At 60.9% G+C, this 21,424-nt stretch carries 29 protein-coding genes; all 29 read right to left on the bottom strand.

Annotated elements, in window-relative coordinates; genetic code table 11:
• Window positions 1-13: 13 nt before the first annotated feature.
• The 29 genes from Q5Y75_RS00305 to Q5Y75_RS00165 all read right to left on the bottom strand — a co-directional run bounded on the left by Q5Y75_RS00305 (window position 14) and on the right by Q5Y75_RS00165 (window position 21,220).
• A complete protein-coding gene (locus tag Q5Y75_RS00305; RefSeq protein WP_306193354.1) occupies window positions 14-763 on the bottom strand; it encodes a biotin--[acetyl-CoA-carboxylase] ligase in 750 nt (249 codons plus the stop codon).
• A gap of 54 nt (window positions 764-817) precedes the next feature.
• The gene (gene nuoN / locus Q5Y75_RS00300) at window positions 818-2,260 is read right to left on the bottom strand and encodes an NADH-quinone oxidoreductase subunit NuoN (protein ID WP_306193353.1); all 1,443 of its coding nucleotides are present in this window, start codon (window positions 2,258-2,260) and stop codon (window positions 818-820) included.
• Between the two features lie 11 nt (window positions 2,261-2,271).
• The gene (locus tag Q5Y75_RS00295; protein ID WP_306193352.1) at window positions 2,272-3,813 is read right to left on the bottom strand and encodes an NADH-quinone oxidoreductase subunit M; all 1,542 of its coding nucleotides are present in this window, start codon (window positions 3,811-3,813) and stop codon (window positions 2,272-2,274) included.
• The gene (gene nuoL, locus Q5Y75_RS00290; protein WP_306193351.1) at window positions 3,813-6,008 is read right to left on the bottom strand and encodes an NADH-quinone oxidoreductase subunit L; all 2,196 of its coding nucleotides are present in this window, start codon (window positions 6,006-6,008) and stop codon (window positions 3,813-3,815) included. The genes Q5Y75_RS00295 and nuoL overlap by 1 nt, the downstream gene beginning before the upstream one ends.
• A gap of 7 nt (window positions 6,009-6,015) precedes the next feature.
• Entirely contained in the window at window positions 6,016-6,321 is a 306-nt protein-coding gene (gene nuoK, locus Q5Y75_RS00285; protein WP_024090650.1) for an NADH-quinone oxidoreductase subunit NuoK, read from the bottom strand.
• A 4-nt stretch (window positions 6,322-6,325) separates the two neighbouring features.
• Window positions 6,326-6,715 (bottom strand): hypothetical protein, encoded by a 390-nt coding sequence (locus tag Q5Y75_RS00280; RefSeq protein ID WP_306193350.1) that lies wholly within the window; start codon window positions 6,713-6,715, stop codon window positions 6,326-6,328.
• 2 nt (window positions 6,716-6,717) lie between these two features.
• On the bottom strand, window positions 6,718-7,320 hold the full coding sequence (locus Q5Y75_RS00275; protein WP_306193349.1) for an NADH-quinone oxidoreductase subunit J: 603 nt from the start codon (window positions 7,318-7,320) through the stop codon (window positions 6,718-6,720).
• On the bottom strand, window positions 7,317-7,727 hold the full coding sequence (locus tag Q5Y75_RS00270; RefSeq protein WP_306193348.1) for a carboxymuconolactone decarboxylase family protein: 411 nt from the start codon (window positions 7,725-7,727) through the stop codon (window positions 7,317-7,319). The genes Q5Y75_RS00275 and Q5Y75_RS00270 overlap by 4 nt, the downstream gene beginning before the upstream one ends.
• Window positions 7,724-8,218: an NADH-quinone oxidoreductase subunit NuoI gene (nuoI, locus tag Q5Y75_RS00265; RefSeq protein ID WP_306193347.1), complete on the bottom strand. Its 495-nt coding sequence runs from the start codon at window positions 8,216-8,218 to the stop codon at window positions 7,724-7,726. The genes Q5Y75_RS00270 and nuoI overlap by 4 nt, the downstream gene beginning before the upstream one ends.
• Window position 8,219: 1 nt before the next feature.
• Window positions 8,220-9,257, bottom strand: a complete 1,038-nt coding sequence (gene nuoH, locus Q5Y75_RS00260; RefSeq protein WP_306193346.1) for an NADH-quinone oxidoreductase subunit NuoH — start codon at window positions 9,255-9,257, stop codon at window positions 8,220-8,222.
• A 6-nt stretch (window positions 9,258-9,263) separates the two neighbouring features.
• Window positions 9,264-9,650, bottom strand: a complete 387-nt coding sequence (locus Q5Y75_RS00255; protein ID WP_306193345.1) for a YNQ4 family lipoprotein — start codon at window positions 9,648-9,650, stop codon at window positions 9,264-9,266.
• A complete protein-coding gene (gene nuoG, locus Q5Y75_RS00250; RefSeq protein ID WP_306193344.1) occupies window positions 9,647-11,680 on the bottom strand; it encodes an NADH-quinone oxidoreductase subunit NuoG in 2,034 nt (677 codons plus the stop codon). Before nuoG ends, Q5Y75_RS00255 begins: the two co-directional genes overlap by 4 nt.
• Window positions 11,673-11,888, bottom strand: a complete 216-nt coding sequence (locus Q5Y75_RS00245) for a hypothetical protein (RefSeq protein WP_306193343.1) — start codon at window positions 11,886-11,888, stop codon at window positions 11,673-11,675. The genes nuoG and Q5Y75_RS00245 overlap by 8 nt, the downstream gene beginning before the upstream one ends.
• A gap of 1 nt (window position 11,889) precedes the next feature.
• The gene (locus Q5Y75_RS00240; RefSeq protein WP_306193342.1) at window positions 11,890-12,294 is read right to left on the bottom strand and encodes a DUF5333 domain-containing protein; all 405 of its coding nucleotides are present in this window, start codon (window positions 12,292-12,294) and stop codon (window positions 11,890-11,892) included.
• 98 nt (window positions 12,295-12,392) lie between these two features.
• Window positions 12,393-12,716 carry a hypothetical protein gene (locus Q5Y75_RS00235; protein ID WP_306193341.1) on the bottom strand — a complete coding sequence of 108 codons (324 nt, stop codon included), beginning with the start codon at window positions 12,714-12,716 and terminating at the stop codon, window positions 12,393-12,395.
• A 54-nt stretch (window positions 12,717-12,770) separates the two neighbouring features.
• The gene (locus tag Q5Y75_RS00230) at window positions 12,771-13,271 is read right to left on the bottom strand and encodes a DUF3291 domain-containing protein (RefSeq protein ID WP_306193340.1); all 501 of its coding nucleotides are present in this window, start codon (window positions 13,269-13,271) and stop codon (window positions 12,771-12,773) included.
• Window positions 13,271-13,687, bottom strand: a complete 417-nt coding sequence (locus tag Q5Y75_RS00225; protein ID WP_306193339.1) for an MAPEG family protein — start codon at window positions 13,685-13,687, stop codon at window positions 13,271-13,273. Before Q5Y75_RS00225 ends, Q5Y75_RS00230 begins: the two co-directional genes overlap by 1 nt.
• Before the next feature lie 10 nt (window positions 13,688-13,697).
• Window positions 13,698-14,195 carry a DUF3291 domain-containing protein gene (locus Q5Y75_RS00220; RefSeq protein ID WP_306193338.1) on the bottom strand — a complete coding sequence of 166 codons (498 nt, stop codon included), beginning with the start codon at window positions 14,193-14,195 and terminating at the stop codon, window positions 13,698-13,700.
• A gap of 293 nt (window positions 14,196-14,488) precedes the next feature.
• Entirely contained in the window at window positions 14,489-15,787 is a 1,299-nt protein-coding gene (nuoF, locus tag Q5Y75_RS00215; protein WP_306193337.1) for an NADH-quinone oxidoreductase subunit NuoF, read from the bottom strand.
• A 6-nt stretch (window positions 15,788-15,793) separates the two neighbouring features.
• Window positions 15,794-16,015 carry a DUF5337 domain-containing protein gene (locus tag Q5Y75_RS00210; protein WP_306193336.1) on the bottom strand — a complete coding sequence of 74 codons (222 nt, stop codon included), beginning with the start codon at window positions 16,013-16,015 and terminating at the stop codon, window positions 15,794-15,796.
• Window positions 16,016-16,029: 14 nt separating this feature from the next.
• A complete protein-coding gene (locus Q5Y75_RS00205; RefSeq protein ID WP_306193335.1) occupies window positions 16,030-16,527 on the bottom strand; it encodes a hypothetical protein in 498 nt (165 codons plus the stop codon).
• A 21-nt stretch (window positions 16,528-16,548) separates the two neighbouring features.
• Complete coding sequence (gene nuoE / locus Q5Y75_RS00200; RefSeq protein ID WP_306193334.1) at window positions 16,549-17,670, bottom strand: NADH-quinone oxidoreductase subunit NuoE; 1,122 nt, start codon at window positions 17,668-17,670, stop codon at window positions 16,549-16,551.
• Window positions 17,671-17,937: a hypothetical protein gene (locus tag Q5Y75_RS00195; RefSeq protein ID WP_306193333.1), complete on the bottom strand. Its 267-nt coding sequence runs from the start codon at window positions 17,935-17,937 to the stop codon at window positions 17,671-17,673. It abuts the gene before it with no gap.
• Complete coding sequence (locus Q5Y75_RS00190; RefSeq protein ID WP_306193332.1) at window positions 17,937-19,151, bottom strand: NADH-quinone oxidoreductase subunit D; 1,215 nt, start codon at window positions 19,149-19,151, stop codon at window positions 17,937-17,939. The genes Q5Y75_RS00195 and Q5Y75_RS00190 overlap by 1 nt, the downstream gene beginning before the upstream one ends.
• A gap of 9 nt (window positions 19,152-19,160) precedes the next feature.
• On the bottom strand, window positions 19,161-19,556 hold the full coding sequence (locus tag Q5Y75_RS00185) for a nuclear transport factor 2 family protein (RefSeq protein WP_306193331.1): 396 nt from the start codon (window positions 19,554-19,556) through the stop codon (window positions 19,161-19,163).
• Window positions 19,556-19,729, bottom strand: coding sequence for a hypothetical protein (locus Q5Y75_RS00180; RefSeq protein ID WP_306193330.1), 174 nt, complete (start codon window positions 19,727-19,729; stop codon window positions 19,556-19,558). The genes Q5Y75_RS00185 and Q5Y75_RS00180 overlap by 1 nt, the downstream gene beginning before the upstream one ends.
• Window positions 19,729-20,334, bottom strand: a complete 606-nt coding sequence (locus Q5Y75_RS00175; protein ID WP_306193329.1) for an NADH-quinone oxidoreductase subunit C — start codon at window positions 20,332-20,334, stop codon at window positions 19,729-19,731. Before Q5Y75_RS00175 ends, Q5Y75_RS00180 begins: the two co-directional genes overlap by 1 nt.
• The gene (locus Q5Y75_RS00170) at window positions 20,331-20,864 is read right to left on the bottom strand and encodes a NuoB/complex I 20 kDa subunit family protein (protein ID WP_306193328.1); all 534 of its coding nucleotides are present in this window, start codon (window positions 20,862-20,864) and stop codon (window positions 20,331-20,333) included. The genes Q5Y75_RS00175 and Q5Y75_RS00170 overlap by 4 nt, the downstream gene beginning before the upstream one ends.
• Entirely contained in the window at window positions 20,855-21,220 is a 366-nt protein-coding gene (locus tag Q5Y75_RS00165) for an NADH-quinone oxidoreductase subunit A (RefSeq protein WP_306193327.1), read from the bottom strand. The genes Q5Y75_RS00170 and Q5Y75_RS00165 overlap by 10 nt, the downstream gene beginning before the upstream one ends.
• Window positions 21,221-21,424: the final 204 nt, after the last annotated feature.

The following is a 21,424-nucleotide window of genomic DNA, read 5'->3' as shown; positions in this document are numbered from 1 at the left end:
GTGCGTCGGCTCCTCAGAAATAGATATCGGCGGCGGGTATGCTGACGCGGCCTTTGGCGGTCAATAGGACAAGATTGCCCTGCCCGTCCACCGTCTCGAACGTGCCAACCGTCTCGCTGGTGGAGGTTCGCGCAGTGATCACCTCGCCCAGCCGTGCCGCGCGGGCCAGCCAGGCCTTTCGGATTGGCTCGAACCCGTAGGTTTGAAACTGCGTCTCATAGCTTGCATAGGCGGCGGCCAACTCGGTCAGGAAATCCCCTGGCGCAACCAAAGCGCCGGTTTCGGAGAAGAGCGAGACGGGACGCACAGCGCCCGCTTCGACCTGCGCTGCGCCGGGCGCTTCGGCAAGGTTCACTCCGATGCCGACGGCCAGATAGTTGACGCCCTGCCCCTGCCCCGCGCTTTCCAGCAGGATGCCCGCCAGCTTACCGCCATTGAGCAACACGTCATTGGGCCATTTCAGCGCCAGCCCGTCTGCCCGGCCGGTCACTGCCACGCAGGCATCAAACAGCGCAAGCGCGGCAACAAAGCTGCGCAGCGCCGCGTTTTCCGCACTGCCGAAGGGGCGCATCACCAGGGTCGCCGCCAGATTGCCGGTAGGGTTGGCCCAGGCGCGCCCGCGACGTCCCCGCGCAGCCGTCTGGCGGAGGGCCAGAATCCATTCCGGCCCGGTCAGCCCGGGCGCAATCCGCGCGGCCTCGTTCAGGGTGCTGTCGATCTCGTCCAGTACCCGCTTGCCATAGGCCTCTGGCCAGGTGGTCATGGCAAAAAGGCCCGGTTCAGCAACCGGGCCCCTCTTGTCCGTTGTGACCTGGGATCAGTTGACAAGGGTTGCCGCCGCCGCTGCCGCCGCGCCTTCGACGCCAAACTGATAGAAAACGCCGACGATCATCAGCGCCGCCGAGGCCATCAGCGCGCCCCACAGGACGGGAGAGGAATTGGTGTCGAGCTGATCCTCGTTCTCGGCCCCGAAATACATGTAGAAGACGATGCGCAGGTAATAGAAGGCACCGATCACCGAGGCGATGGCCGAAGCGATAACAAGGCCGAACAGGTCTGCCGAAATACCCGCCTGCCAAACGCCGAATTTGGCGAAGAAGCCCAACATCGGCGGTACGCCTGCAAGGCTGAACATCAGGATCAGCACCGCCAGCGCCTTGGCCGGTTCGCGGCGCGAATACTGGCGTAACGCGTCGATATCAGTCACCGGCTGGCCATCGCGCTCCATCATCAGGATAAAGGCGAAGGTGCCGACATTCATCGTCACGTAGATCGCCAGATACATCAGCATCGCCTTGATGCCCATCTCGGTCCCGGCGGCCAGGCCGATCAGTCCGTAGCCCATATGCGCGATCGAGGAAAACGCCATCAGCCGCTTGATATTGCGTTGCCCGATCGCGGCAATCGCGCCGAGGAACATCGACAGGACTGAGATCAGAATAATGACCTGCTGCCAATCGCTCACGGCACCGCCGAAAGCGTCATGCATTACACGGGCAAACAGCGCCATGGCCGCCACTTTCGGTGCGGTGGCAAAAAAGGCGGTGATCGGCGTTGGAGAGCCCTCATAGACGTCCGGCGTCCACATGTGGAAGGGCACGGCGGAGACTTTGAAGGCCAGACCCGAGATCAGGAAGATCAGGCCAAAGAGCATGCCCAGCGACATCTCGCCATGGGTGGCCGTCTGGATGATCCCGGTGAACAGCGTGGTTCCGGCAAAGCCATAGACCAGCGAGGCGCCATAAAGCAGCAGACCGGAGCTCAGCGCGCCCAGCACGAAGTATTTCAGACCGGCCTCGGTCGATTTCGCGCTATCCCGGCGCAGAGCGGCCACCACATAAAGCGACAGCGACTGCAGCTCCAGCCCCATATAGAGCGACATGAGGTCCCCGGCGCTGACCATCATCATCATGCCAACGGCGGCCAACGCGATCAGCAGCGGGTATTCGAAGCGCAACAAGCCCCGGCGCGACATGTAGTCCTGGCTCATCACCAGGATCACCGCCGCCGAGAGCAGCACCGCAACCTTGGCGAAGCGAGCGAACCCATCATTGATGAACATGCCGTTGAACGCCACCTGCGTGGCATTCGGTTGGGCCGCAATCCACATCGCCAGCGCCGCCATCAGACCGGCGGTTGTCCAGACCAGAAGCGGCCCGAGCGCGTCCTTGCGGGTATAGACAGCCCCGATCAGCGCGGCCATCGCATAGACGGCCAGCACAATCTCGGGCAGGATTACGGTCAGATCAGCCTGGATCATCTCCGGCCTCCTCAGTTCGCAGCAAACTGGTTGGCGGCCTCAGCCGCGGCCAGCGCCGTGTCATAGTTCGAGATCAGTGCCGTGGTCGATGGGCCGATCACGTCGGTCACCAGCGACGGGTAGACCCCCAGCAGCAGCGTCATAGCGATCAGCGGCGCAAAGATCAGCCGCTCGCGCGAGTTCATGTCGCGGATCGATTTCAGGCTCTCCTTGATCAGATCGCCAAAGACCACCCGGCGATAAAGCCAGAGCGCATAAGCCGCCGAGAAGATTACCCCGGTCGCCGCAACGGCCGTCACCCAGGTATTGACCTGGAAGGCGCCCATCAGCGTCAGGAATTCACCGATGAAACCGGAGGTACCCGGCAGGCCGACATTCGCCATGGTGAACAGCATGAAGACAAGCGCATAGGCGGGCATTCGGTTCACCAGACCGCCATAAGCCTCGATATCTCGGGTATGCATGCGGTCATAGATCACGCCGACGCAAAGGAAGAGCGCCGCCGAGATGAAGCCGTGGCTCAGCATCTGGAAGATCGCGCCATCAACGCCCTGCTGGTTCGCTGCAAAGATGCCCATAGTCACAAAGCCCATATGCGCGACCGAGGAATAGGCGATCAGCTTTTTCATATCCTCCTGCACCAGCGCGACCAGCGAGGTGTAGACCACCGCAATGGCCGACATCCACAGGACCAGCGGCGTCATCACCTCGGACCCCACCGGGAACATCGGCAGGGAGAACCGCAAGAAGCCATAGCCGCCCATTTTCAGCAGGATCGCGGCCAGAACAACCGAGCCTGCAGTGGGTGCCTGCACGTGCGCATCCGGCAACCAGGTATGGACCGGCCACATCGGCATCTTGACCGCGAAGCTGGCAAAGAAGGCCAGGAACATCAGCGTCTGCATGCCACCGACGATATAGATACCCAGCACGCTGAAGCTCTCGGACGAGAATTGATGCCCCATCAACGTGACGATATCCGTGGTCTGTGCATCCGCATACATCGCCACCATCGCCACCAGCATCAGCACCGAGCCGAGGAAAGTATAGAGGAAGAACTTGAAGCTGGCATAGATGCGTTCCTTGCCGCCCCAGATCCCGATGATCAGGAACATCGGGATCAGCCCCGCCTCGAAGAACAGGTAGAACAGCACCAAATCCAGCGCCATGAACACGCCCAGCATCAGCGTTTCCAGCAGCAGGAAGGCGATCATGTATTCCTTGACTCGATCCGTCACGGCCCAGCTTGCCAGAATGGTCAGCGGCATGATGAAGGTGGTCAGCAGCACAAAGAGCACGCTGATCCCATCGACGCCCACCTTGTATTTCAAACCCATCAGCCAGGCGTGTTCTTCCACCATCTGGAAGCCGGTATTTTCTGGATCAAAGCCGGTATAGATGCCGATGGAGACCAGGAAGGTGATAGTGGTTGCAAACAGCGCCACCATCTTGGCATTGCGCTGCGCGGCGGCGTCTTCTCCGCGCAGGAAGATCAGCAGGATCAGCGCGGCGATTGCCGGAATGACGAGAACGATGGAGAGGATATTGTCCATTACTGCGCCCCCCCGCCGATCGACATCCAGGTGACCAGAGCGGCGATGCCCAGCACCATGTAGAAGGCATAGGTGAAGATGTAGCCGGACTGCGCCTTGCCCGCGAGCCGGGTGAAGAAGGGCACAACTCCCATCGCGACCCCGTTCAGGAAGCCATCAATGGTATTGCCATCTCCGCGCTTCCACAGGAAGCGGCCAATTGCCAGCGTCGGCTTGACGAACACCGCGTCATAGATCTCGTCGAAATACCACTTGTTCAGCAGGAACAGGTAGAGCGGACGCTGGTTTTCGGCCAGCCGCCCCGGCAGCGACGGGTTCACGATGTAGAAGAGATAGGCCAACAGGAAGCCGACCGCCATCGCCACGAAGGGCGAGACCTTGACCCATTTGGGCGCGGCATGGGCATCATCCAGCACGTGGTTGTCCGGCGCGATATAGATGGCGCCCTGCCCCGGCTCTCCGGCAAAGGCATAGTGATGGTCCCCGCCATGCGCATCATCGCCATGGCCATCCTCGCCATGCGCCGCGTCGCCATGGGCTTCATCCGCATGGGTCGCATCATCGGCGTGCTCCGCATCCTCCCCGTGATGCGCGTCGGCTGTACCGTCCGCAACATGCTGGGCGTGGGTTTCCTCGGCGTGACCCTCGGCGTGTTCCGATGCCTCGGCCACCGGAATGCCATAGAACTTGCCGACCTGATCGGCATGACCGAAGAACGATCCATACCAGAGCATGCCCGAGAAGATCGCGCCGAGCGACAGAACGCCCAGCGGCACCAGCATGGTCATCGGGCTCTCATGGGCATGATCATGGGTTTTCTTGTTGCCCCTCGCCTCACCATAGAAGGTCAGGAAGATCAGTCGCCAGCTATAGAAAGCCGTGAAAGCCGCCGCGATGACCAGGGACCAGAAGGCAAAACCGGTCCCACCGGCCCAGGAGCTTTCGATGATCGCATCCTTGGACAGAAAGCCGGCAAAGCCGATGCCGGTCAGCGGAATGCCCACGCCGGTGATCGCCAGCGTGCCAAACATCATACCCCAGAACGTGTACGGGATCTTCTTGCGCAGCCCGCCATAGTTCATCATGTCCTGCTCATGATGCATGGCATGGATGACCGAGCCCGCGCCAAGGAACAGCAGCGCCTTGAAGAAGGCATGGGTCAGCAGATGGAACATCGCCGCCGAATACATGCCGACGCCTGCAGCCACGAACATGTAGCCCAGCTGCGAACAGGTCGAATAGGCGATGACACGCTTGATGTCGGTTTGCACCAGGCCAATCGTGGCGGCAAAAAACGCCGTCGCCGCCCCGAGGAAGGTGATGAAGGCGGTTGCGTTCGGCGCAAACTCCATCAGCGGCGACATGCGGCAGACAAGGAACACGCCTGCCGTCACCATGGTCGCCGCGTGGATCAGGGCCGACACCGGTGTCGGGCCTTCCATCGCGTCGGGAAGCCACGTGTGCAGGATCAACTGCGCCGATTTGCCCATCGCTCCGATGAAGAGCAGCACGCAGACCACCTCGATCGCCGACCATTCGCCCCAGAGGAAGGTCAGCTGCGTCTCGGCCAGTTTCGGGCCGGAGACAAAGACATCGGAGAAATTGATGCTGTCGACCAGAAAGAACAGCGCGAAGATACCAAGCGCAAAGCCGAAATCACCGACCCGGTTGACCACAAACGCCTTGATCGCCGCCGCATTGGCGGTGGGTTTGCGGTAATAGAACCCGATCAACAGGTAAGAGGCGACGCCCACGCCCTCCCAGCCAAAGAACATCTGCACAAGGTTGTCAGAGGTGACCAGCGCCAACATCGAGAAGGTGAAGAAGCTGAGATAGGCAAAGAAACGCGGCTTATAGCTTTCGCCTTCTCGGAAGGCCGGGTCGTGATCCATGTAGCCAAAGCTATAAAGATGCACGAGCGCCGAGACCGTCGTCACCACGATCAGCATGATCGCCGTCAGCCGGTCCAGCCGGATCGCCCATTCGGTGGACAGCGAGCCGCTTTCGATAAACCGCATGACGGGTATCTGCTGCGTCACCCCGTCAAAGCTGAAGAACACGATCCAGCTGAGGATACAGGCCAGGAACAACAGGCCTGTCGCGGTCCACATCGCCGCCTTCTCGCCGATGAACTTCCAGCCAAATCCGCACAGGATGGCCCCCACCAGCGGGGCAAAGAGGATTGTGGTTTCCATGAGTTCCTCAGCCCTTCATTACGTTGACGTCTTCGACGGCGATACTGCCGCGATTGCGGAAGAAGCAGACCAGAATGGCGAGGCCAATGGCGGCCTCGGCGGCGGCCACGGTCAGCACAAAGAGGGTAAAGACCTGCCCGACCAGATCACCGAGGAAACTGGAAAAGGCCACAAGGTTGATATTCACCGCGAGCAGCATCAACTCGATGCTCATCAGCAGGATGATCACGTTCTTGCGGTTCAGGAACAGGCCGAAAATGCCAATGACAAACAGGGTCGCCGCGACGGTCAGGTAGTGTTCAAGTCCGATCATATCCTCACCATTCCAGCAGCGGGTAGCCGTATTTCGTACAGGTGTGCTGCGCCAAAGGCCCAACAATGTCTTCCGGTTCGAGCGGTTCTACAAACGGCGCGTCCACCATGTCAGGCAGGCTGTCGGGCGTTTCCGCGTCGTTATAGAACAGATCGTATTTCTGGTTCGAACAGTCGAAGTGATAGATCAGATGCTCGGTCCCATCCGCCCCTTCCTTGCGGGCGTGCAGTTGCGTGACGCCGCCGCCAAAATCCTTGCTCGCCACTTCAAAATGCTTGTTCACGGTATCGAGCGGGTTTTCGATCTCGTTCTCTGCGGCACTTGCACCGCCTGCGATGAAAACCAGACCGCAGGCTGCGGCAGTTCTCGCCTTAATGCCCGTCCAAACACACATCTTCACAACCCCTGCCCCGGTTTCACGTCCTTCAGCTCCATCGCCTGCGCCGGATCGCGCATCATCTGGGAGATGATGTCCTGGCGCTTGATGTCCTGCCGGTGGCGCAGGGTCAGCACGATGGCGCCGATCATGGCGACCAGCAGGATCAGGCCTGCAAGCTGGAACAGCAGGAAATACTGGTCATAGAGGATCACGCCCAGCGCCTGCGTGTTGTGCATGTCGGTGGGCGTCACCTGCGCCCGCAGGCTCTCGGCGGCCTGTGCGCTTTCCCAGGCTCCGAAGGCCATGACGAACTGCATCAGGATGACCAGCCCGATCAGCAGGGCCAGCGGCATGTAGCGCGCCATCTCGGCCTTGAGCTCGGCGAAATCCACATCCAGCATCATCACCACGAAGAGAAACAGCACAGCAACCGCGCCCACATAAACGATGATCAGCAGCATGGCGACAAACTCGGCCCCAAGCAGCACGAACAGACCCGCCGAGGACAGGAAGGACAGGATCAGCCACAGTACCGAATGAACCGGCTGACGGCTGATCACGGTAAAGAGCCCGCCCGCGATGGCGCAGATTGCAAAGAGATAGAAGGCAAATGCGGTCATGTTTCGTCTTCCTCGCTGTCACCCATGACCTCTTTCGCCAGGTTCAGCGCACGGGTCATGGCGGGGATGCCGGCGAAGACCGACATCTGGCCGATCGTTTCGACGATCTCCTGTTCGCGCGCGCCCGCCTCCAGCGCGTGGCGCACGGTCTGGCGCACCGCCGTGTCGGCCTGCGCGCCCTGCATGGTCAGCCCGGCCAGCGTCAGCAGCAGACGGGTCCTGGCATCCAGCCCGTCCTTGTTGACTGCGTTGCCGAACATCAGCTCCATTGCTTCTTTCGGCATCTTCGGCCAGAGCGCCTCGAACCCTTTCGGGCTGAAGCTTTCCAGCGCCGGGTTGAGCGCCTTGGCCATCTCCTGCGCCTGCGCCATCATCGCTTCGAACGGGTTGTTGGGCGTGTCATTCATCGGTAGGGCGCGTCCAGTTCAAGATTGCGGGCGATCTCGGCCTCCCAGCGTTCGCCGTTGTCCAGCAGCTTCTGCTTGTCATAGAACAGCTCTTCGCGGGTTTCGGTGGCGAACTCGAAATTGGGGCCTTCGACAATGGCATCGACCGGGCAGGCCTCCTGACAGAAGCCGCAATAGATGCATTTGGTCATGTCGATGTCATAGCGGGTGGTGCGGCGGCTGCCATCTTCGCGCGGCTCGGCGTCAATGGTGATGGCCTGCGCCGGGCAGATCGCCTCGCAGAGCTTGCAGGCGATGCAGCGTTCCTCGCCGTTCGGATAACGGCGCAGCGCATGTTCGCCGCGGAAGCGCGGGGAAAGCGGGCCTTTTTCATGCGGGTAGTTCACGGTGGCCTTGGGGGCGAAGAAATACTTCATGCCCAGCTTGAAGCCTTTCCAAAAATCCTGAAGCAGAAAGTACTTGGCGGCGCGGGTATAGTCGATCTGGGTCATTTCAGCCTCCGGTGCTCCAACGGGCAAACGCGCCCCAGAACCAGTCGAATTTGGCAGCGAAGGCCACGAACACCACCCAGCCCAGCGAGAACGGCAGGAAGACTTTCCAGCCCAGCCGCATCAACTGGTCATAGCGGTAGCGCGGCGTGATCGCCTTGACCATGGCAAACAGGAAGAAGAAGAACGCCATCTTGGCGACCATCCACAGCACCCCGTCGGGCAGGCCCGGAATGGGCGAGAGCCAGCCGCCGAAGAACAAGAGCGTGGTCAGCGCGCACATCAGGAAGATGGCGATATATTCGCCGGCCATGAACAGCAGGAAGGGCGTGGCCGAATATTCCACCTGATAGCCCGCAACCAGTTCCGATTCCGCCTCGGGCAGGTCAAACGGAGGCCGGTTGGTTTCCGCCAGTGCCGAGATGAAGAACAGGAATACCATCGGGAAATGCGGCAGCCAGTACCAGTTGAACAGACCCAGATTGCCGTCCTGCGCCTGCACGATGGCACCGAAATTCATGCTTCCGGTGGAGATGATCACACCGATGATGATCAGACCTATGGAAACCTCGTAGGAAATCATCTGCGCGGCAGAGCGCAGGGATCCAAGGAACGGGTATTTCGAGTTTGAGGCCCAACCGCCCATGATCACGCCATAGACCTCAAGCGAGGAGACGGCGAAGACATAAAGGATGGCCACGTTGATATCGCTCAGCACCCAGCCATCGTTGAACGGGATTACCGCCCAGGCGATCATCGCCAGTACAAACGAGGTCAACGGCGCAAGGATGAACACGGTGCGGTCGGCCCCGGCGGGAATGACCACCTCTTTCACCACATATTTCAGCGCATCAGCCACCGATTGCAGCAAGCCATAGGCCCCCACCACATTCGGCCCCCGGCGCATCTGCACGGCGGCCCAGATCTTGCGGTCGCCATAGACCAGAAACAACAGCGAGATCATCACGAAAGCCACAACCGCAATGACTTGCGCCAAGATGATCAGGGCTATGCCGCCTGGGGTGCTAAAGAAATCTGCCATGCGTCCTCACACCGTGGGTATTCCGTTTTCCGCGCAATCCGCGACCATGACCTCTGCGTCGATGGTCATGAGACCGCGTGGCAGGGTCGGCGAGATGGTGTAAACAGCATCCGCCGTCCACACGCCACCCTTTTCATCGATATTCGTCCGTAAATGCCGCGCAAAACCATAGCCCTGGCTGAGCGTGTATCCCGCCGCGGCGCATTCGCCATAGCGATCCACATCCTCGGGGCCGCGCGCGCCGCGCATCCTGAGATCGATCTGCACCAGATCGCTGTCGAGCGAAACCGCCTCGACACCCAGATAGTCGGGCGCGAATTGCGACACCTCCTCCTGCGGCTGAGGCACGCAGGCGGCCAGAAGGGCCAGCGATATGAGTGCGGGTCGGATCATTCGGCGGCGATCTTCTCGCCGCCGCGCGCTTTGGCCTGCGCCGACAGCTCCGCCATCAACTGGCTGGCCCGCGCAATCGGATTGGTCAGGTAGAAATCGCGCAGCGCATAGCGGAAGCTGGCCTGCCCGAGCACGCCGTTGGGGAGCGCGTCGCCTTCGTTCTCAACAACCTGATCGACCTGCTTCAGATGCGGCACCGCCTTGACCAGAGTCTGGCGCAGTTGCGCCAGCGAGTCATAAGGCAGCGCCTCGCCCAGCTCTGCCGAGAGCGCGCGCAGGATGGCCCAGTTTTCCTTGGCATCACCCGGCGCAAAGCCCGCGCGCATGGCGAGCTGTGGGCGGCCTTCGGTGTTCACGAACAATCCCGCCTCTTCGGTATAGGCCGCGCCCGGCAGGATCACGTCGGCGCGATGCGCGCCCCGGTCACCATGGCTGCCCTGATAGATCACGAAAGCGCCTCCGTCGTCTTTGGCGCCGATCTCGACCTCATCGGCGCCGAGGTTGTAGATCACGTCGGCCTCTGCGACAGCCTCCATGCCGCGTTCATTGGTGGCATCCACATCCAGCGCGCCGACACGGCCCGCCGCAGTGTGCAGGATCAAAAGCCCGCTTTCGGTATTGGCAGCAATGGTCTGCGCAGCGGCCAGAACGGCGGCACCGTCGGCCTCTTGCAAGGCACCCTGCCCGACGATCACCAGCGAGCGTTTGCTCCGTATCTCGTCATCACCGCCCATATCAGCGACCTTTTGCAGCGCCGCGCGGTCGTCGCCTGCATGATAATAATCATAGGTCAGATCAACCGATGGCCCGACCAGCGCAACCTGCGCGCCATGCGTCCATGCCTTGCGGATACGCGCATTCAGCACCGGCGCTTCGTCGCGCGGGTTGGTGCCGATCAGCAGGATGCGCTCGGCGCTGTCGATATCCGCGATGGCAGCAGTGCCGACATAACCCGCGCGGTTGCCTGCCGGCAGCTTCGCGCCATCGGTGCGGCATTCCACGACGCCGCCCTTGCCCTCAATCATTTGTTTGAGCGCAAAGGCCGCCTCGACCGGCGCCAGATCGCCGACGATTCCAGCCAGTTTCTGCGCCTCGTTGATCGCCTTGGCCGCCGCTGACAGCGCCTCGGGCCAAGGTGCGGGCTTTAGCTTGCCGTCGATGCGCACATAGGGCCGGTCCAGCCGCTGGCGGCGCAGCCCGTCCCAGACGAAACGGGTCTTGTCGGAAATCCATTCCTCGTTCACGCCATCATGGTTGCGCGGCAGCATCCGCATCACCTCGCGCCCCTTAGTGTCGACGCGGATATTCGAGCCCAACGCATCCATCACGTCGATGCTTTCGGTCTTGGTCAGTTCCCACGGCCGCGCGGTGAAGGCATACGGCTTTGAGGTCAGCGCGCCCACCGGGCAGAGATCGATGATGTTGCCTTGCAGATTGCTGGCCAGCGTCTCGCCCAGATACGAGGTGATCTCGGCATCTTCGCCGCGCCCGGTCTGGCCCATCTGGGTGATCCCCGCCACCTCTGTGGTGAAGCGCACGCAGCGGGTGCAGGAGATACAGCGGGTCATGTGAGTCTCAACCAGCGGCCCCAGATCGAGGTCATCAACGGCGCGCTTGGCTTCGCGGAACCGGCTGAAATCCACGCCGTAAGCCATTGCCTGGTCTTGCAAATCACATTCCCCACCCTGATCGCAGATCGGGCAATCCAGCGGGTGGTTGATGAGCAGGAACTCCATCACGCCCTCGCGGGCCTTTTTGACCATGGGCGAGTTCGTCTTGACCTGCGGTGCCTGCCCCTCGGGTCCGGGGCGCAGATCACGTACCTGCATCGCACAGGACGCGGCGGGTTTGGGCGGGCCGCCCACAACCTCGACCAGACACATCCGGCAATTGCCCGCGATCGAGAGCCGCTCGTGGTAACAGAAACGCGGGATTTCCACCCCCGCTTGCTCACAGGCCTGGATCAGGGTCATCGCCCCGTCCACTTCGATCTCGGTGCCGTCGATATTGATTTTGCGAAGGTCAGACATGGATCATTTGTCCTTTCGGCAATGCCTGCTTTGGCATCACGTTGGCAATCTTGTTCGCGAAGCGCCGGATGCCGCGCTCGTCACGTAGTGTAGGGCTGACCGCGCCGGTCTGCACACCAACCTGAGCGGAGCCGCCGGTCGAAATCTGACAGGCGGACAATCCCAACGCCATGGGCAGCGCGGTAGTAGCGAATAAGATCAGCTTCATCTCACCTCGCCCTCAAATACACGCCGACGGCGCTGTTTCTATCAATTTCGGAGCGGCCCAGCACACAGAAAGTCTCGGGCTGATCATAGCTGACGCCGTTCTGCGCCAAATAGGCCTCGCCCTTGCGGCGCATGCGGGCCTTTTCGGTATCCGAATCCACATAGGCGCGAATTTCGCGATCCGAGTAACCGAGCGCATTGGCCTTGGACTTCAGGTCCCAGATCACCCCGATCGCCTTTAGCCTGCGACCGCTGATACTATCGCAATACTTGTCGATCTCATTTGCGATGGCGATGAAATAAAGCTCATTGTCGATCTCGGGCACGTCGCGCAGGGGCGGTTTTGCCCAAACCATCGTCGGCAGGGTCAGGCAAAGCGCAAGCAAAGCGGTTTTAAAACAGGTCATTGGATTTCCTTTCGTTCCAGACGCACCAGAACGAACAATTGCGCGGGCGCTATTCAATAACAGCGACTGCCATTGGCGAGGATATGCCCCAGACATGCTCATGGGCGCTGACAGGTTCCCTGAAAGGTCAGCCTGCCATCCACCACCCGCAATTGCGCCGGGTCGGTATCCGGCCCGACGGCCCATTTGATATCGGAATTGCCGTAATTCTCGATGCAATAACGCGTGCCCTGATAGCGCCCTGCCTCACGCGCACCATCAAGCGAGCGAGTGACGTCATCGATTGTCACAGTGAACTCCGCCCGCGTTCGGCGCTTGTCCACCGCGGAGGCCTTGGTGCGGAAGGCCTGACCGTCAAAGAGGATCTGATCCTCCTTGCTCTGACCGCCGCACGCGGCCAGCAGCCCGACGAGGCAAAGCACCACTGCGGGCCTAAAAGAGAGCTGGAGGGGAGGAGTTGCAAACATTCGTATTCCCTATTCCGCAGCAACCGGTGCACAGCCATGGCTGTGCCACATCTTGGCATCCGCCAGATAGGCCCAATCGAACGCATGTTCGCTGGCCCCATGTGCATTCAGATGGTCCAGCCGTTCCAGAGCCTCGTCGAGTGTGGGTTCATGCCCCGCAGGCGCCCACCACATCACGAAATGCATCTTGCCCAACACCTCGAACCACTCGGCGCGGCGTTCATAGAACTGCTTGTGGACCGTGCCCCAGACAAAGCGTTCCAGGCTGGCCACGTCCTCCCAGACGGTCAGATTGGATACCAGTTGCGGATCACCGCCGATGGCGTTTTCGGTATTGCCGGTGCCCGGCTCGCCCGAGCCTTCCATCATCCAGACAAAGCCCGACATCCGTTTGCCCAGCCCGTTGATCCGGTCGAGATTGGCCATGAACTCGGCCACGCGCGGATCATCCGTTGGGGCCAGCAGGCGACCGATATTGAGCTCGGCCAGATGATATCCGTCAGGTTGCATCAAAACAGCGCCACCAGTGCCAGAAGACCAATCAGGATCATGCAGAGCCAGCCGCCCACATAAGCGAAAGAGCGCAGGCTCATGTTTGGGCCGCCCAGCCCCTGCACATGAATGACCAGCATCAGGATACGCGCCACCAGTGCCAGCGAGGCCAGCAGGTTCACCCAGAACGGGCTTGCCCCGGTCAGGATCGCCGCGACAACCACGGTCAAAAAGGCGGGCAGCGTCTCGGTGCAGTTCAGATAGGCGCGGTTCATGCGATAGGCGCGGTCGTCGTAGTCCTGCTCGGGCGTTGCACCCGGGGCCAAACCCTTGGCCTGCTTGGCCAGCGCCGTGAAGGGCGACATGACCAGAATGATCAGGGTAAAGATCACCAGCGAGGCGATTGCGTGGGAATAAAGTAGTGTCGTTTCCATGCCGATCCTCCTATGCGACCTTGTCACATTGCGCAGTTTTCCAAAGCGATGCATCCGAGGCATGCGCCCAGCCAAAGGCATGATCGGTATCGCCATGCCGGTCGAGAAATCGAAATCGCTCCATCGCTTCGCCTATACTGGGCCGATGGCCCACCGGCACCCACCAGAGCACCAAACGCAGCGCGTCACTCGGGGCGTACCATTCCAGCTTGCGGTCGTAAAACTGCTTATGCACCGTGCCCCAGACGAAGCGCTCAAGACTTTCCATGTCTTCCCAGACCGACAGGGTCGAAGCGGTTCGTGGGTCGCCACCTAGAGGGCCGCCCGCATCCAGTTGCGCCGCCTCCATGTCCTCATCCGGCATCCGCCAGACAAAGCCGGGGCTGCGCGCCGCGATGGCGTTCACACGGTCGAGATTGTCCGCGAAGTCCTTCACACGCGGATCATCCCAATCGTAGCGCAGGGTGCCTATGTTGAACTCGGCGATATGGCGCTTCTCTACAACCAATCGCTCAACTCCCAAAACTGCGAAACAGGATGGCAAACAGAGCGGCCAAAGCGAGCGTCCAGCAAACAGCAGCAAAAACGAAACCCGGAATGTTGTTTTCTGAGAACAATTTATGCGGTTTCGAATCAGGTATCGTGAGCCCGCACTCCTGACATGTACCGGCCGGGAAAGGGGAGGTATTGCAACGCGGACAGGTATCGGGGAACAGGCTGCGATTTCCTGGAATCGACCTTGACTCCAATGATCCTAGCCATTCCATGAACCGACCTGTCGCGTTGCGGCGAGCCATTTTCTTACTCCGCCGCCATCGCGCCCATGCGCCCTGATTTCTGTGCCTTGATGCGGTCCTCGATCTCTTCGCGGAAGTTGCGGATCAGGCCCTGGATCGGCCAGGCCGCCGCGTCGCCCAGTGCGCAGATCGTATGGCCCTCGACCTGTTTGGTCACGTCAAACAGCATGTCGATCTCTTCCAGTTCGGCCTCGCCGCGCACCAGACGATCCATCACCCGCATCATCCAACCGGTGCCCTCGCGGCAAGGCGTGCACTGGCCGCAGCTTTCGTGTTTGTAGAATTTCGACAGCCGCCAGATCGCCTTGATGATGTCGGTGGACTTGTCCATCACGATCACTGCCGCCGTGCCGAGCCCAGAGCCCAGATCGTTGCGCAGATGGTCGAAATCCATGATCGCGCCGCGCATGTCTTCGCCGCGCACGCAGGGAACAGACGAGCCGCCCGGGATCACCGCCAGCAGGTTGTCCCAACCGCCGCGAATGCCGCCGCAATGGGCCTCGATCAATTGCTCGAAGGGGATCGACATCGCCTCTTCGACGACGCAGGGGTTGTTCACATGGCCCGAGATCGCAAAGAGCTTGGTGCCCGCATTGTTCTGTCGTCCAAACCCGCTGAACCAGTCCGGCCCGCGCCGCAGGATGGTGGGCACGACGGCGATGGATTCCACGTTGTTCACCGTGGTCGGGCAGCCATAAAGCCCCGCACCGGCAGGAAACGGCGGCTTCATCCGCGGCATGCCTTTGCGACCTTCAAGGCTTTCCAGCAGCGCGGTTTCCTCGCCGCAGATATAGGCCCCCGCCCCGTGATGCAGGAAGATGTCGAAATCCCAACCCGAACCGGCGGCATTGCGCCCCACCAGACCGGCCTCATACGCCTCGTCAATCGCGGCCTGCAGCGCCTCTTTCTCGCGGATATACTCGCCGCGAATATAGATATAGCAGGCATGGGCGTTCATCGCGAAAGACGCGATCAGGCAGCCTTCGATCAGCGTATGCGGATCATGGCGCATGATCTCGCGGTCTTTGCAGGTGCCGGGCTCGGATTCGTCGGCATTGACCACCAGATAGGCGGGCCGGCCATCGCTTTCCTTGGGCATGAAGGACCATTTCAGACCGGTGGGAAAGCCCGCGCCGCCGCGCCCGCGCAGCCCGCTATCCTTCATGTTCTGAATGATCCAGTCGCGGCCCTTCTGAATGATCCCGGCGGTGCCGTCCCAATGGCCGCGCGCCTGCGCGCCTTTCAGCGTGCGGTCATGCATCCCGTAAAGGTTGGTAAAGATGCGGTCCTGATCTTTCAGCATCGCCGGTTATCCCTGACTGTCCCGGCGCATGCGCCAGAGTTGCAAAATATTGACGCCCGCATAGACGAACCCGGCCAGAGCGGCGAGGTCAAACAGCAGCGCGTAGCGGCCCGGCAACCCGATCGCCGGACCGATGAACAGGGTCAGCGCCAGCCACGCCACCATGGTGACGGCGATCACCACCCCGATATGGCGGCCCTTGCGGGCGATGGCCTGTTCCTTGTCCATTCACATCTCGCCGCCTAGCTGGCGGTTTTTCCTTCATAGCGCCAGCTGCCCTTGCGGCTGGCAAGTTCTTGTTCCCCCGCCAATACGGTCGAGGGTTTCACGACTGACTCCGCCGCTGCGCTTGCCGCCGGAGCGGGCGCTGTTGCGGCGGTGACCGGTTCCGGCTCTGCAGCCGCTTGCGCCGGAGCTTCCGCTATCGGGGCAGGCTCTGGCTCAACTGCGGGCGATGGCGTCTCGGGTTCGGGCGCGGGCGCGTTGGCCTCGGGCGCTGGCGTCGCTTGGGCCGCAGGTTTTGGCGCGGGCGCAGAGGTGTTTTCGTCTTTCGTGTTCGGACAGAGGAAGCGCGACGCCACAAAGCCGATCGCACCGAACACCACCAGCCCGGCGATCACTGCGCCAATCAGTCCGGCACCGCCGATGACCATGTACAACACCGCAAATCCAACGCCCCCAAAGGCCGCCGCCCGCCAACCGCGCGCAGCGCAGCTTTTCTGATTGCTTGTACCGGTCATCTGTCGTCTCCCTTATCGTGCTCAGTCTTCGTTTTTCCCGTCTTTCTTGGCGCGTTTCGCGAATTCGGTTTCTTTGCCCGCAGCCAGATCAGCGGCCTGTGCGATCCAGCCATCCCGTTCGACCCGGCCCTTGAATTTCAGGCGGCTGTCGACCCAGGCGATATGGATCGGCGTCCATGCGGCGATCTGGTCGAAATGATAGAACCCAAGTTCATTGAGCGTCTGTTCCAGCTTCGGCCCGACCCCCTTGAGCAGCTTGAGGTCATCCGGCTCGCCCCCGCGCGCGCCCTCCAGCGTTTCCGGCGCCTCTTCCGTGGTGGCATCCGATGCGGCTTTGGCCGGTTTTGCCTCCGCCGCCTGTTTCACCGCCGGTTTCGGTGCCTCGGGCGCGGGTGGCGGCATGTCCTTGGCATCGCGGCTGACAACTTTGCCGTCCTTGCCCACCCAGGGGGTCAGCAGTGGCACTTCACTGCCGTCGATCCGCTTGATCGTGTCGCCGATATCCGTGGCCAGCGCGACCGAGGCGTTCTGGGCGGGTTTGCCGTCCTCATGCTCGGTCAGGCTGGTCAGCCCGCTCAGCGGCTCGCAGGCATAACGCCCGTTCTGCGGTCCCGGCGTGGGCACCTTGCCCGCCGCCATCTCATCGATGATCCGGGCGAGGCTTTCGGTGGTCAGGTCCTCATAATAATCCTTGCCGATCTGCGCCATCGGCGCGTTGGTGCAGGAGCCGAGGCACTCCACCTCTTCCCAGGAAAACTTGCCATCGGCAGAGACCACATGCGGCTTCTCGGCGATCTTCTCCTTGCAGACCGCGACCAGGTCTTCGGCCCCACAGATCATGCAGGAGGTGGTGCCGCAAATTTGAATATGCGCAACCGATCCAACCGGTTGCAGCTGGAACATGAAGTAGAACGAGGCCACTTCCAATGCGCGGATATAGGCCATGCCCAGCATATCGGCGACCGCTTCGATCGCCGGGCGGCTCAGCCACCCTTCCTGCTCCTGCGCGCGCCACAAGAGCGGGATGATCGCCGAGGCCTGCCGCCCGTCGGGGTATTTGGTGATCTGCCCCTCGGCCCAGGCCAGATTGGCGGGCGTGAAGGCGAAGCTGTCGGGTTGCTCGGGATGAAGACGGCGCAGCATTTAGTTGTTTAGCTCCTCGATCGGGATGCAGACCACGCGATCGGCGGATTGATCGATCTCGCCATCCGCCACATAGGCGGCAAAGTCTTCATCCGTAACTCTGAAACGGCAGACAAACGTGCCCATCGTCTTGCCCTCAAGCAAAACGACGCTTGGGCGAATGCTGGTTAGCACAGCTGTATCGGCAACAAGATCGCTGATCGCTGGCTGCTCGGCCAGGGCCGGGCCAGCAAGGGGCAGGACAGCCGGTACAATCAACGCCCGCATCACCGGTCAATCTCCCCGAACACCACATCCATGGTGCCGATGATCGCCGCCACGTCGGCCAGTTGGTGCCCACCAGCCACATGATCCATCGCCTGTAGGTGCAGAAAGCCAGGCGCACGGAGTTTCGCCCGATAAGGCTTGTTGGTGCCATCGGCCACTAGATAGACACCGAACTCTCCCTTGGGGGCCTCGACGGCGGCATAGACCTCGCCTGCGGGGACGTGGAAGCCTTCGGTGTATAGTTTGAAGTGGTGGATCAGGCTTTCCATCGAGGTCTTCATGTCCGAGCGCGAAGGCGGCGTGATCTTGCCGCGCGCTAGAATGTCTCCGGGTGTTTCGCGCAGCTTGGCGATGGCCTGACGGATGATATGCAGCGATTGGCGCATCTCTTCCATGCGGACCAGATAGCGGTCATAGCAATCGCCGTTCTTGCCTACCGGCACCTGAAACTCGAACTCGTTATAGCATTCATAGGGCTGCGCGCGGCGCAGGTCCCAGGCGAGGCCCGATCCACGCACCATCACGCCGGAGAAGCCATAAAGCTGGATGTCTTCTTCACTCACAACGCCGATATCGCAGTTGCGCTGTTTGAAGATGCGATTCTCGGTCAGCAGACCATCGATATCTTCGAGCACATTCGGGAATTCGTGGCTCCACGTCTCGATATCATCGAGCAGCGCGTCGGGCAGATCCTGATGCACACCACCCGGGCGGAAATAGGCCGCGTGCAAGCGCGCACCACAGGCGCGTTCATAGAAGACCATCAGCTTTTCGCGCTCTTCAAAACCCCAGAGCGGCGGGGTCAGCGCGCCCACATCCATTGCCTGCGTGGTCACGTTCAGCAGGTGGTTCAGGATGCGGCCGATTTCGCTGTAAAGCACCCGGATCAGCGATGCGCGGCGGGGCACTTCGACGCCAGTCAGCTTTTCGATGGCCAGACACCAGGCATGTTCCTGGTTCATCGGGGCCACATAGTCGAGCCGGTCGAAATAGGGCAGGTTTTGCAGGTAGGTCCGGCTTTCCATCAGCTTTTCGGTGCCACGGTGCAGCAGGCCGATATGCGGGTCCGCGCGTTCAACGATCTCGCCATCCAGTTCCAGCACCATCCGCAACACGCCATGGGCGGCGGGGTGCTGGGGGCCGAAATTGATGTTGAAATTCCGGATCTTCTGCTCGCCGGTCAGGGCGTCTTCATATCCTCTGGAGCCGTCCATGAGCGTTCCCTACCCTTCAAGTGCCGGACCATCCATGGTCCGGAACACTTTGGTGATCAGTTTCCATTTGCCGCCGTCCCGGACAAACCCCAGATGATCCTCGAACCGGCGGGGCGGCACATCCACCCAAAGATGCGCGCGCGCCGTCTCATCACCCGCCACATCCACACTCAGGATCTCGAATGAGGGATCGCCGGGAAAAGGATCCCTGCCCGCGACACGATCCAAATAGGCGGCCTTGTCCCAGAACACAGTTCCACCCGTGCCGGTCACGGCCGTCATCAGAAATTTATCGTGACACATATCCACAAAAACATCTGATTTAGAGTGGTGAATCGCTTCGCAATACGCCACTGCAAGCGCATGGATGGACTGGGTATCACTCTCTTGGGCAATGCCCACCATCACCGCTTCTCCAGTTCCTGAAGCTTCAGACCCATCCACCAGAGCAGTGCGATGGTCCCGAAGGGGATCAGGCAAGCCGCCGCCCAGTATTTGTTGATACCAAAGAACGGCAGCAACTTGACCATCGGGATCGCGGTCAGGGCCGACAGGATCAGCCACCAAAGGGTTCCCATTATTCAGCCTCCTGTTTCTCATCGCCGGGAAGGATGTATTCGGCCCCCTCCCACGGGCTCATGAAATCGAACTGGCGGTATTCCTGCACCAGTGAGACCGGCTCATAAACCACGCGCTTTTGTGCCTCGTCGTAGCGTACTTCGGTATAGCCGGTGGTTGGGAAATCCTTGCGCAGCGGATGACCGCGAAAGCCGTAATCGGTCAGGATGCGACGCAGGTCCGGGTGGCCCGAAAACAGGATGCCGAACATGTCGAACACCTCACGCTCGAACCAGTTGGCCGAGGGGTGGATCTCGATGATCGAGGCGACCATGTCCTGCTCGCGGATCGACACCCGCAGACGGATGCGCTGGTTCTGAAACATGCTGAGCAGGTGATAGACCACGTCAAAGCGCTGCGGGCGCTGGGGGTAGTCCACGGCGGTGATATCGACCAGGGTCGAAAACCGGCAGGTCGGGTCGGACTTGAGAAACTCGATCAGCCCCAGAATGTTTGACGGGGCCACATTCAAGTTCAACTCCCCATGCGCAATCTCCCAGGACAGCACACAATCGGAGCGTTTCAGTTCGATATGGGTTCCGAGTTCCTGAAGCGCGTCGCTCATCTGACAATTGTCCCTGTACGGCGGATCTTGCGTTGCAACTGCATCAGACCGTAAAGCAGTGCCTCGGCGGTGGGCGGGCAGCCGGGTACGTAGATGTCGACCGGTACGATCCGGTCGCAGCCGCGCACCACGGAATAGCTGTAGTGGTAATAGCCGCCGCCATTGGCGCAGGAGCCCATCGAAACGACGTAGCGCGGCTCGGGCATCTGGTCATAGACCTTGCGCAGCGCGGGCGCCATCTTGTTGGTGAGCGTACCGGCCACGATCATCACATCCGACTGGCGCGGGGAGGCGCGCGGCGCGATACCGAAACGTTCAGCATCATAACGCGGCATCGAGGTGTGCATCATCTCAACCGCGCAGCAGGCCAGACCAAAGGTCATCCAGTGCAGCGAACCGGTGCGCGCCCAGTTGATGATGTCCTCGGTCGAGGTCAGCAGGAAGCCCTTGTCCTGCAACTCGGCATTCAGAGCCTGGGTGGCGACCTCTTTGTCGACGCCAGCCGTGTTCGCTCCGGTCATCAATCCCATTCCAACGCCCCCTTCTTCCACTCATAAGCGAAGCCGATGGTCAGAACCCCCAAGAACACCATCATCGACCAGAAGCCGACATCAGAGATATCCTTGAACCCCACGGCCCAGGGGAACAGGAAGGCGATTTCGAGGTCAAAAATGATGAACAGGATCGCCACCAGATAGAACCGGACATCGAACTTCATCCGCGCATCATCGAAGGCGTTGAAACCGCATTCATAAGCGCTGACCTTTTCGGGATCGGGGTTGCGGACCGCCAGCACAACAGCGGCGAGAATCAGGACGATGCCCAAACCTGTCGCAACGGCCAGAAACACCAGGATCGGGAGGTATTCCCGCAACAGCTCTTCCACGAATGGCTCCTTTCCCGCGCGGCCCGCATCGGGCGCGCCGTCAATTGGCGAGTTGACGCATCATTCTCTAGCGCCGCACCCTAGAGGCGTCAACCAAGCGCGGGGGTATCTTCCGCGTATTATCGACGCATAAGCATGGGATTTTTCGCAAACAATCGCGAATGAGGCAGATCGCCAATAAACGCCGCAACGCCCGGTTCAGCG

Origin of the sequence: Ruegeria discodermiae (assembly GCF_030758345.1) — a bacterium.
In the GTDB taxonomy this organism is placed as follows: Bacteria; Pseudomonadota; Alphaproteobacteria; order Rhodobacterales; family Rhodobacteraceae; genus Ruegeria_C.
This window is presented reverse-complemented; position numbering and strand designations above follow the sequence as displayed.

Bases quoted from the DNA above. Each gene is read 5' to 3' on its own strand.
- Q5Y75_RS00205 (WP_306193335.1), bottom strand. From the start codon at position 16,527: ATGACCGGTACAAGCAATCAGAAAAGCTGCGCTGCGCGCGGTTGGCGG.
- nuoH (WP_306193346.1), bottom strand. From the start codon at position 9,257: ATGGCAGATTTCTTTAGCACCCCAGGCGGCATAGCCCTGATCATCTTG.
- Q5Y75_RS00180 (WP_306193330.1), bottom strand. From the start codon at position 19,729: ATGGGAACCCTTTGGTGGCTGATCCTGTCGGCCCTGACCGCGATCCCG.
- Q5Y75_RS00240 (WP_306193342.1), bottom strand. From the start codon at position 12,294: ATGACCTGTTTTAAAACCGCTTTGCTTGCGCTTTGCCTGACCCTGCCG.
- Q5Y75_RS00185 (WP_306193331.1), bottom strand. From the start codon at position 19,556: ATGGTGGGCATTGCCCAAGAGAGTGATACCCAGTCCATCCATGCGCTT.
- Q5Y75_RS00195 (WP_306193333.1), bottom strand. From the start codon at position 17,937: ATGCGGGCGTTGATTGTACCGGCTGTCCTGCCCCTTGCTGGCCCGGCC.
- Q5Y75_RS00270 (WP_306193348.1), bottom strand. From the start codon at position 7,727: ATGAATGACACGCCCAACAACCCGTTCGAAGCGATGATGGCGCAGGCG.
- Q5Y75_RS00225 (WP_306193339.1), bottom strand. From the start codon at position 13,687: ATGGAAACGACACTACTTTATTCCCACGCAATCGCCTCGCTGGTGATC.
- nuoI (WP_306193347.1), bottom strand. From the start codon at position 8,218: ATGACCCAGATCGACTATACCCGCGCCGCCAAGTACTTTCTGCTTCAG.
- Q5Y75_RS00255 (WP_306193345.1), bottom strand. From the start codon at position 9,650: ATGATCCGACCCGCACTCATATCGCTGGCCCTTCTGGCCGCCTGCGTG.
- Q5Y75_RS00305 (WP_306193354.1), bottom strand. From the start codon at position 763: ATGACCACCTGGCCAGAGGCCTATGGCAAGCGGGTACTGGACGAGATC.
- Q5Y75_RS00280 (WP_306193350.1), bottom strand. From the start codon at position 6,715: ATGTGTGTTTGGACGGGCATTAAGGCGAGAACTGCCGCAGCCTGCGGT.
- Q5Y75_RS00245 (WP_306193343.1), bottom strand. From the start codon at position 11,888: ATGAAGCTGATCTTATTCGCTACTACCGCGCTGCCCATGGCGTTGGGA.
- nuoG (WP_306193344.1), bottom strand. From the start codon at position 11,680: ATGTCTGACCTTCGCAAAATCAATATCGACGGCACCGAGATCGAAGTG.
- Q5Y75_RS00210 (WP_306193336.1), bottom strand. From the start codon at position 16,015: ATGGACAAGGAACAGGCCATCGCCCGCAAGGGCCGCCATATCGGGGTG.
- nuoN (WP_306193353.1), bottom strand. From the start codon at position 2,260: ATGATCCAGGCTGATCTGACCGTAATCCTGCCCGAGATTGTGCTGGCC.
- nuoL (WP_306193351.1), bottom strand. From the start codon at position 6,008: ATGGAAACCACAATCCTCTTTGCCCCGCTGGTGGGGGCCATCCTGTGC.
- Q5Y75_RS00170 (WP_306193328.1), bottom strand. From the start codon at position 20,864: ATGGGATTGATGACCGGAGCGAACACGGCTGGCGTCGACAAAGAGGTC.
- nuoK (WP_024090650.1), bottom strand. From the start codon at position 6,321: ATGATCGGACTTGAACACTACCTGACCGTCGCGGCGACCCTGTTTGTC.
- nuoE (WP_306193334.1), bottom strand. From the start codon at position 17,670: ATGCTGCGCCGTCTTCATCCCGAGCAACCCGACAGCTTCGCCTTCACG.
- Q5Y75_RS00295 (WP_306193352.1), bottom strand. From the start codon at position 3,813: ATGGACAATATCCTCTCCATCGTTCTCGTCATTCCGGCAATCGCCGCG.
- Q5Y75_RS00190 (WP_306193332.1), bottom strand. From the start codon at position 19,151: ATGGACGGCTCCAGAGGATATGAAGACGCCCTGACCGGCGAGCAGAAG.
- nuoF (WP_306193337.1), bottom strand. From the start codon at position 15,787: ATGCTGAAAGATCAGGACCGCATCTTTACCAACCTTTACGGGATGCAT.
- Q5Y75_RS00230 (WP_306193340.1), bottom strand. From the start codon at position 13,271: ATGCAACCTGACGGATATCATCTGGCCGAGCTCAATATCGGTCGCCTG.
- Q5Y75_RS00275 (WP_306193349.1), bottom strand. From the start codon at position 7,320: ATGACCGCATTTGCCTTCTATCTCTTTGCAATCTGCGCCATCGCGGGC.
- Q5Y75_RS00175 (WP_306193329.1), bottom strand. From the start codon at position 20,334: ATGAGCGACGCGCTTCAGGAACTCGGAACCCATATCGAACTGAAACGC.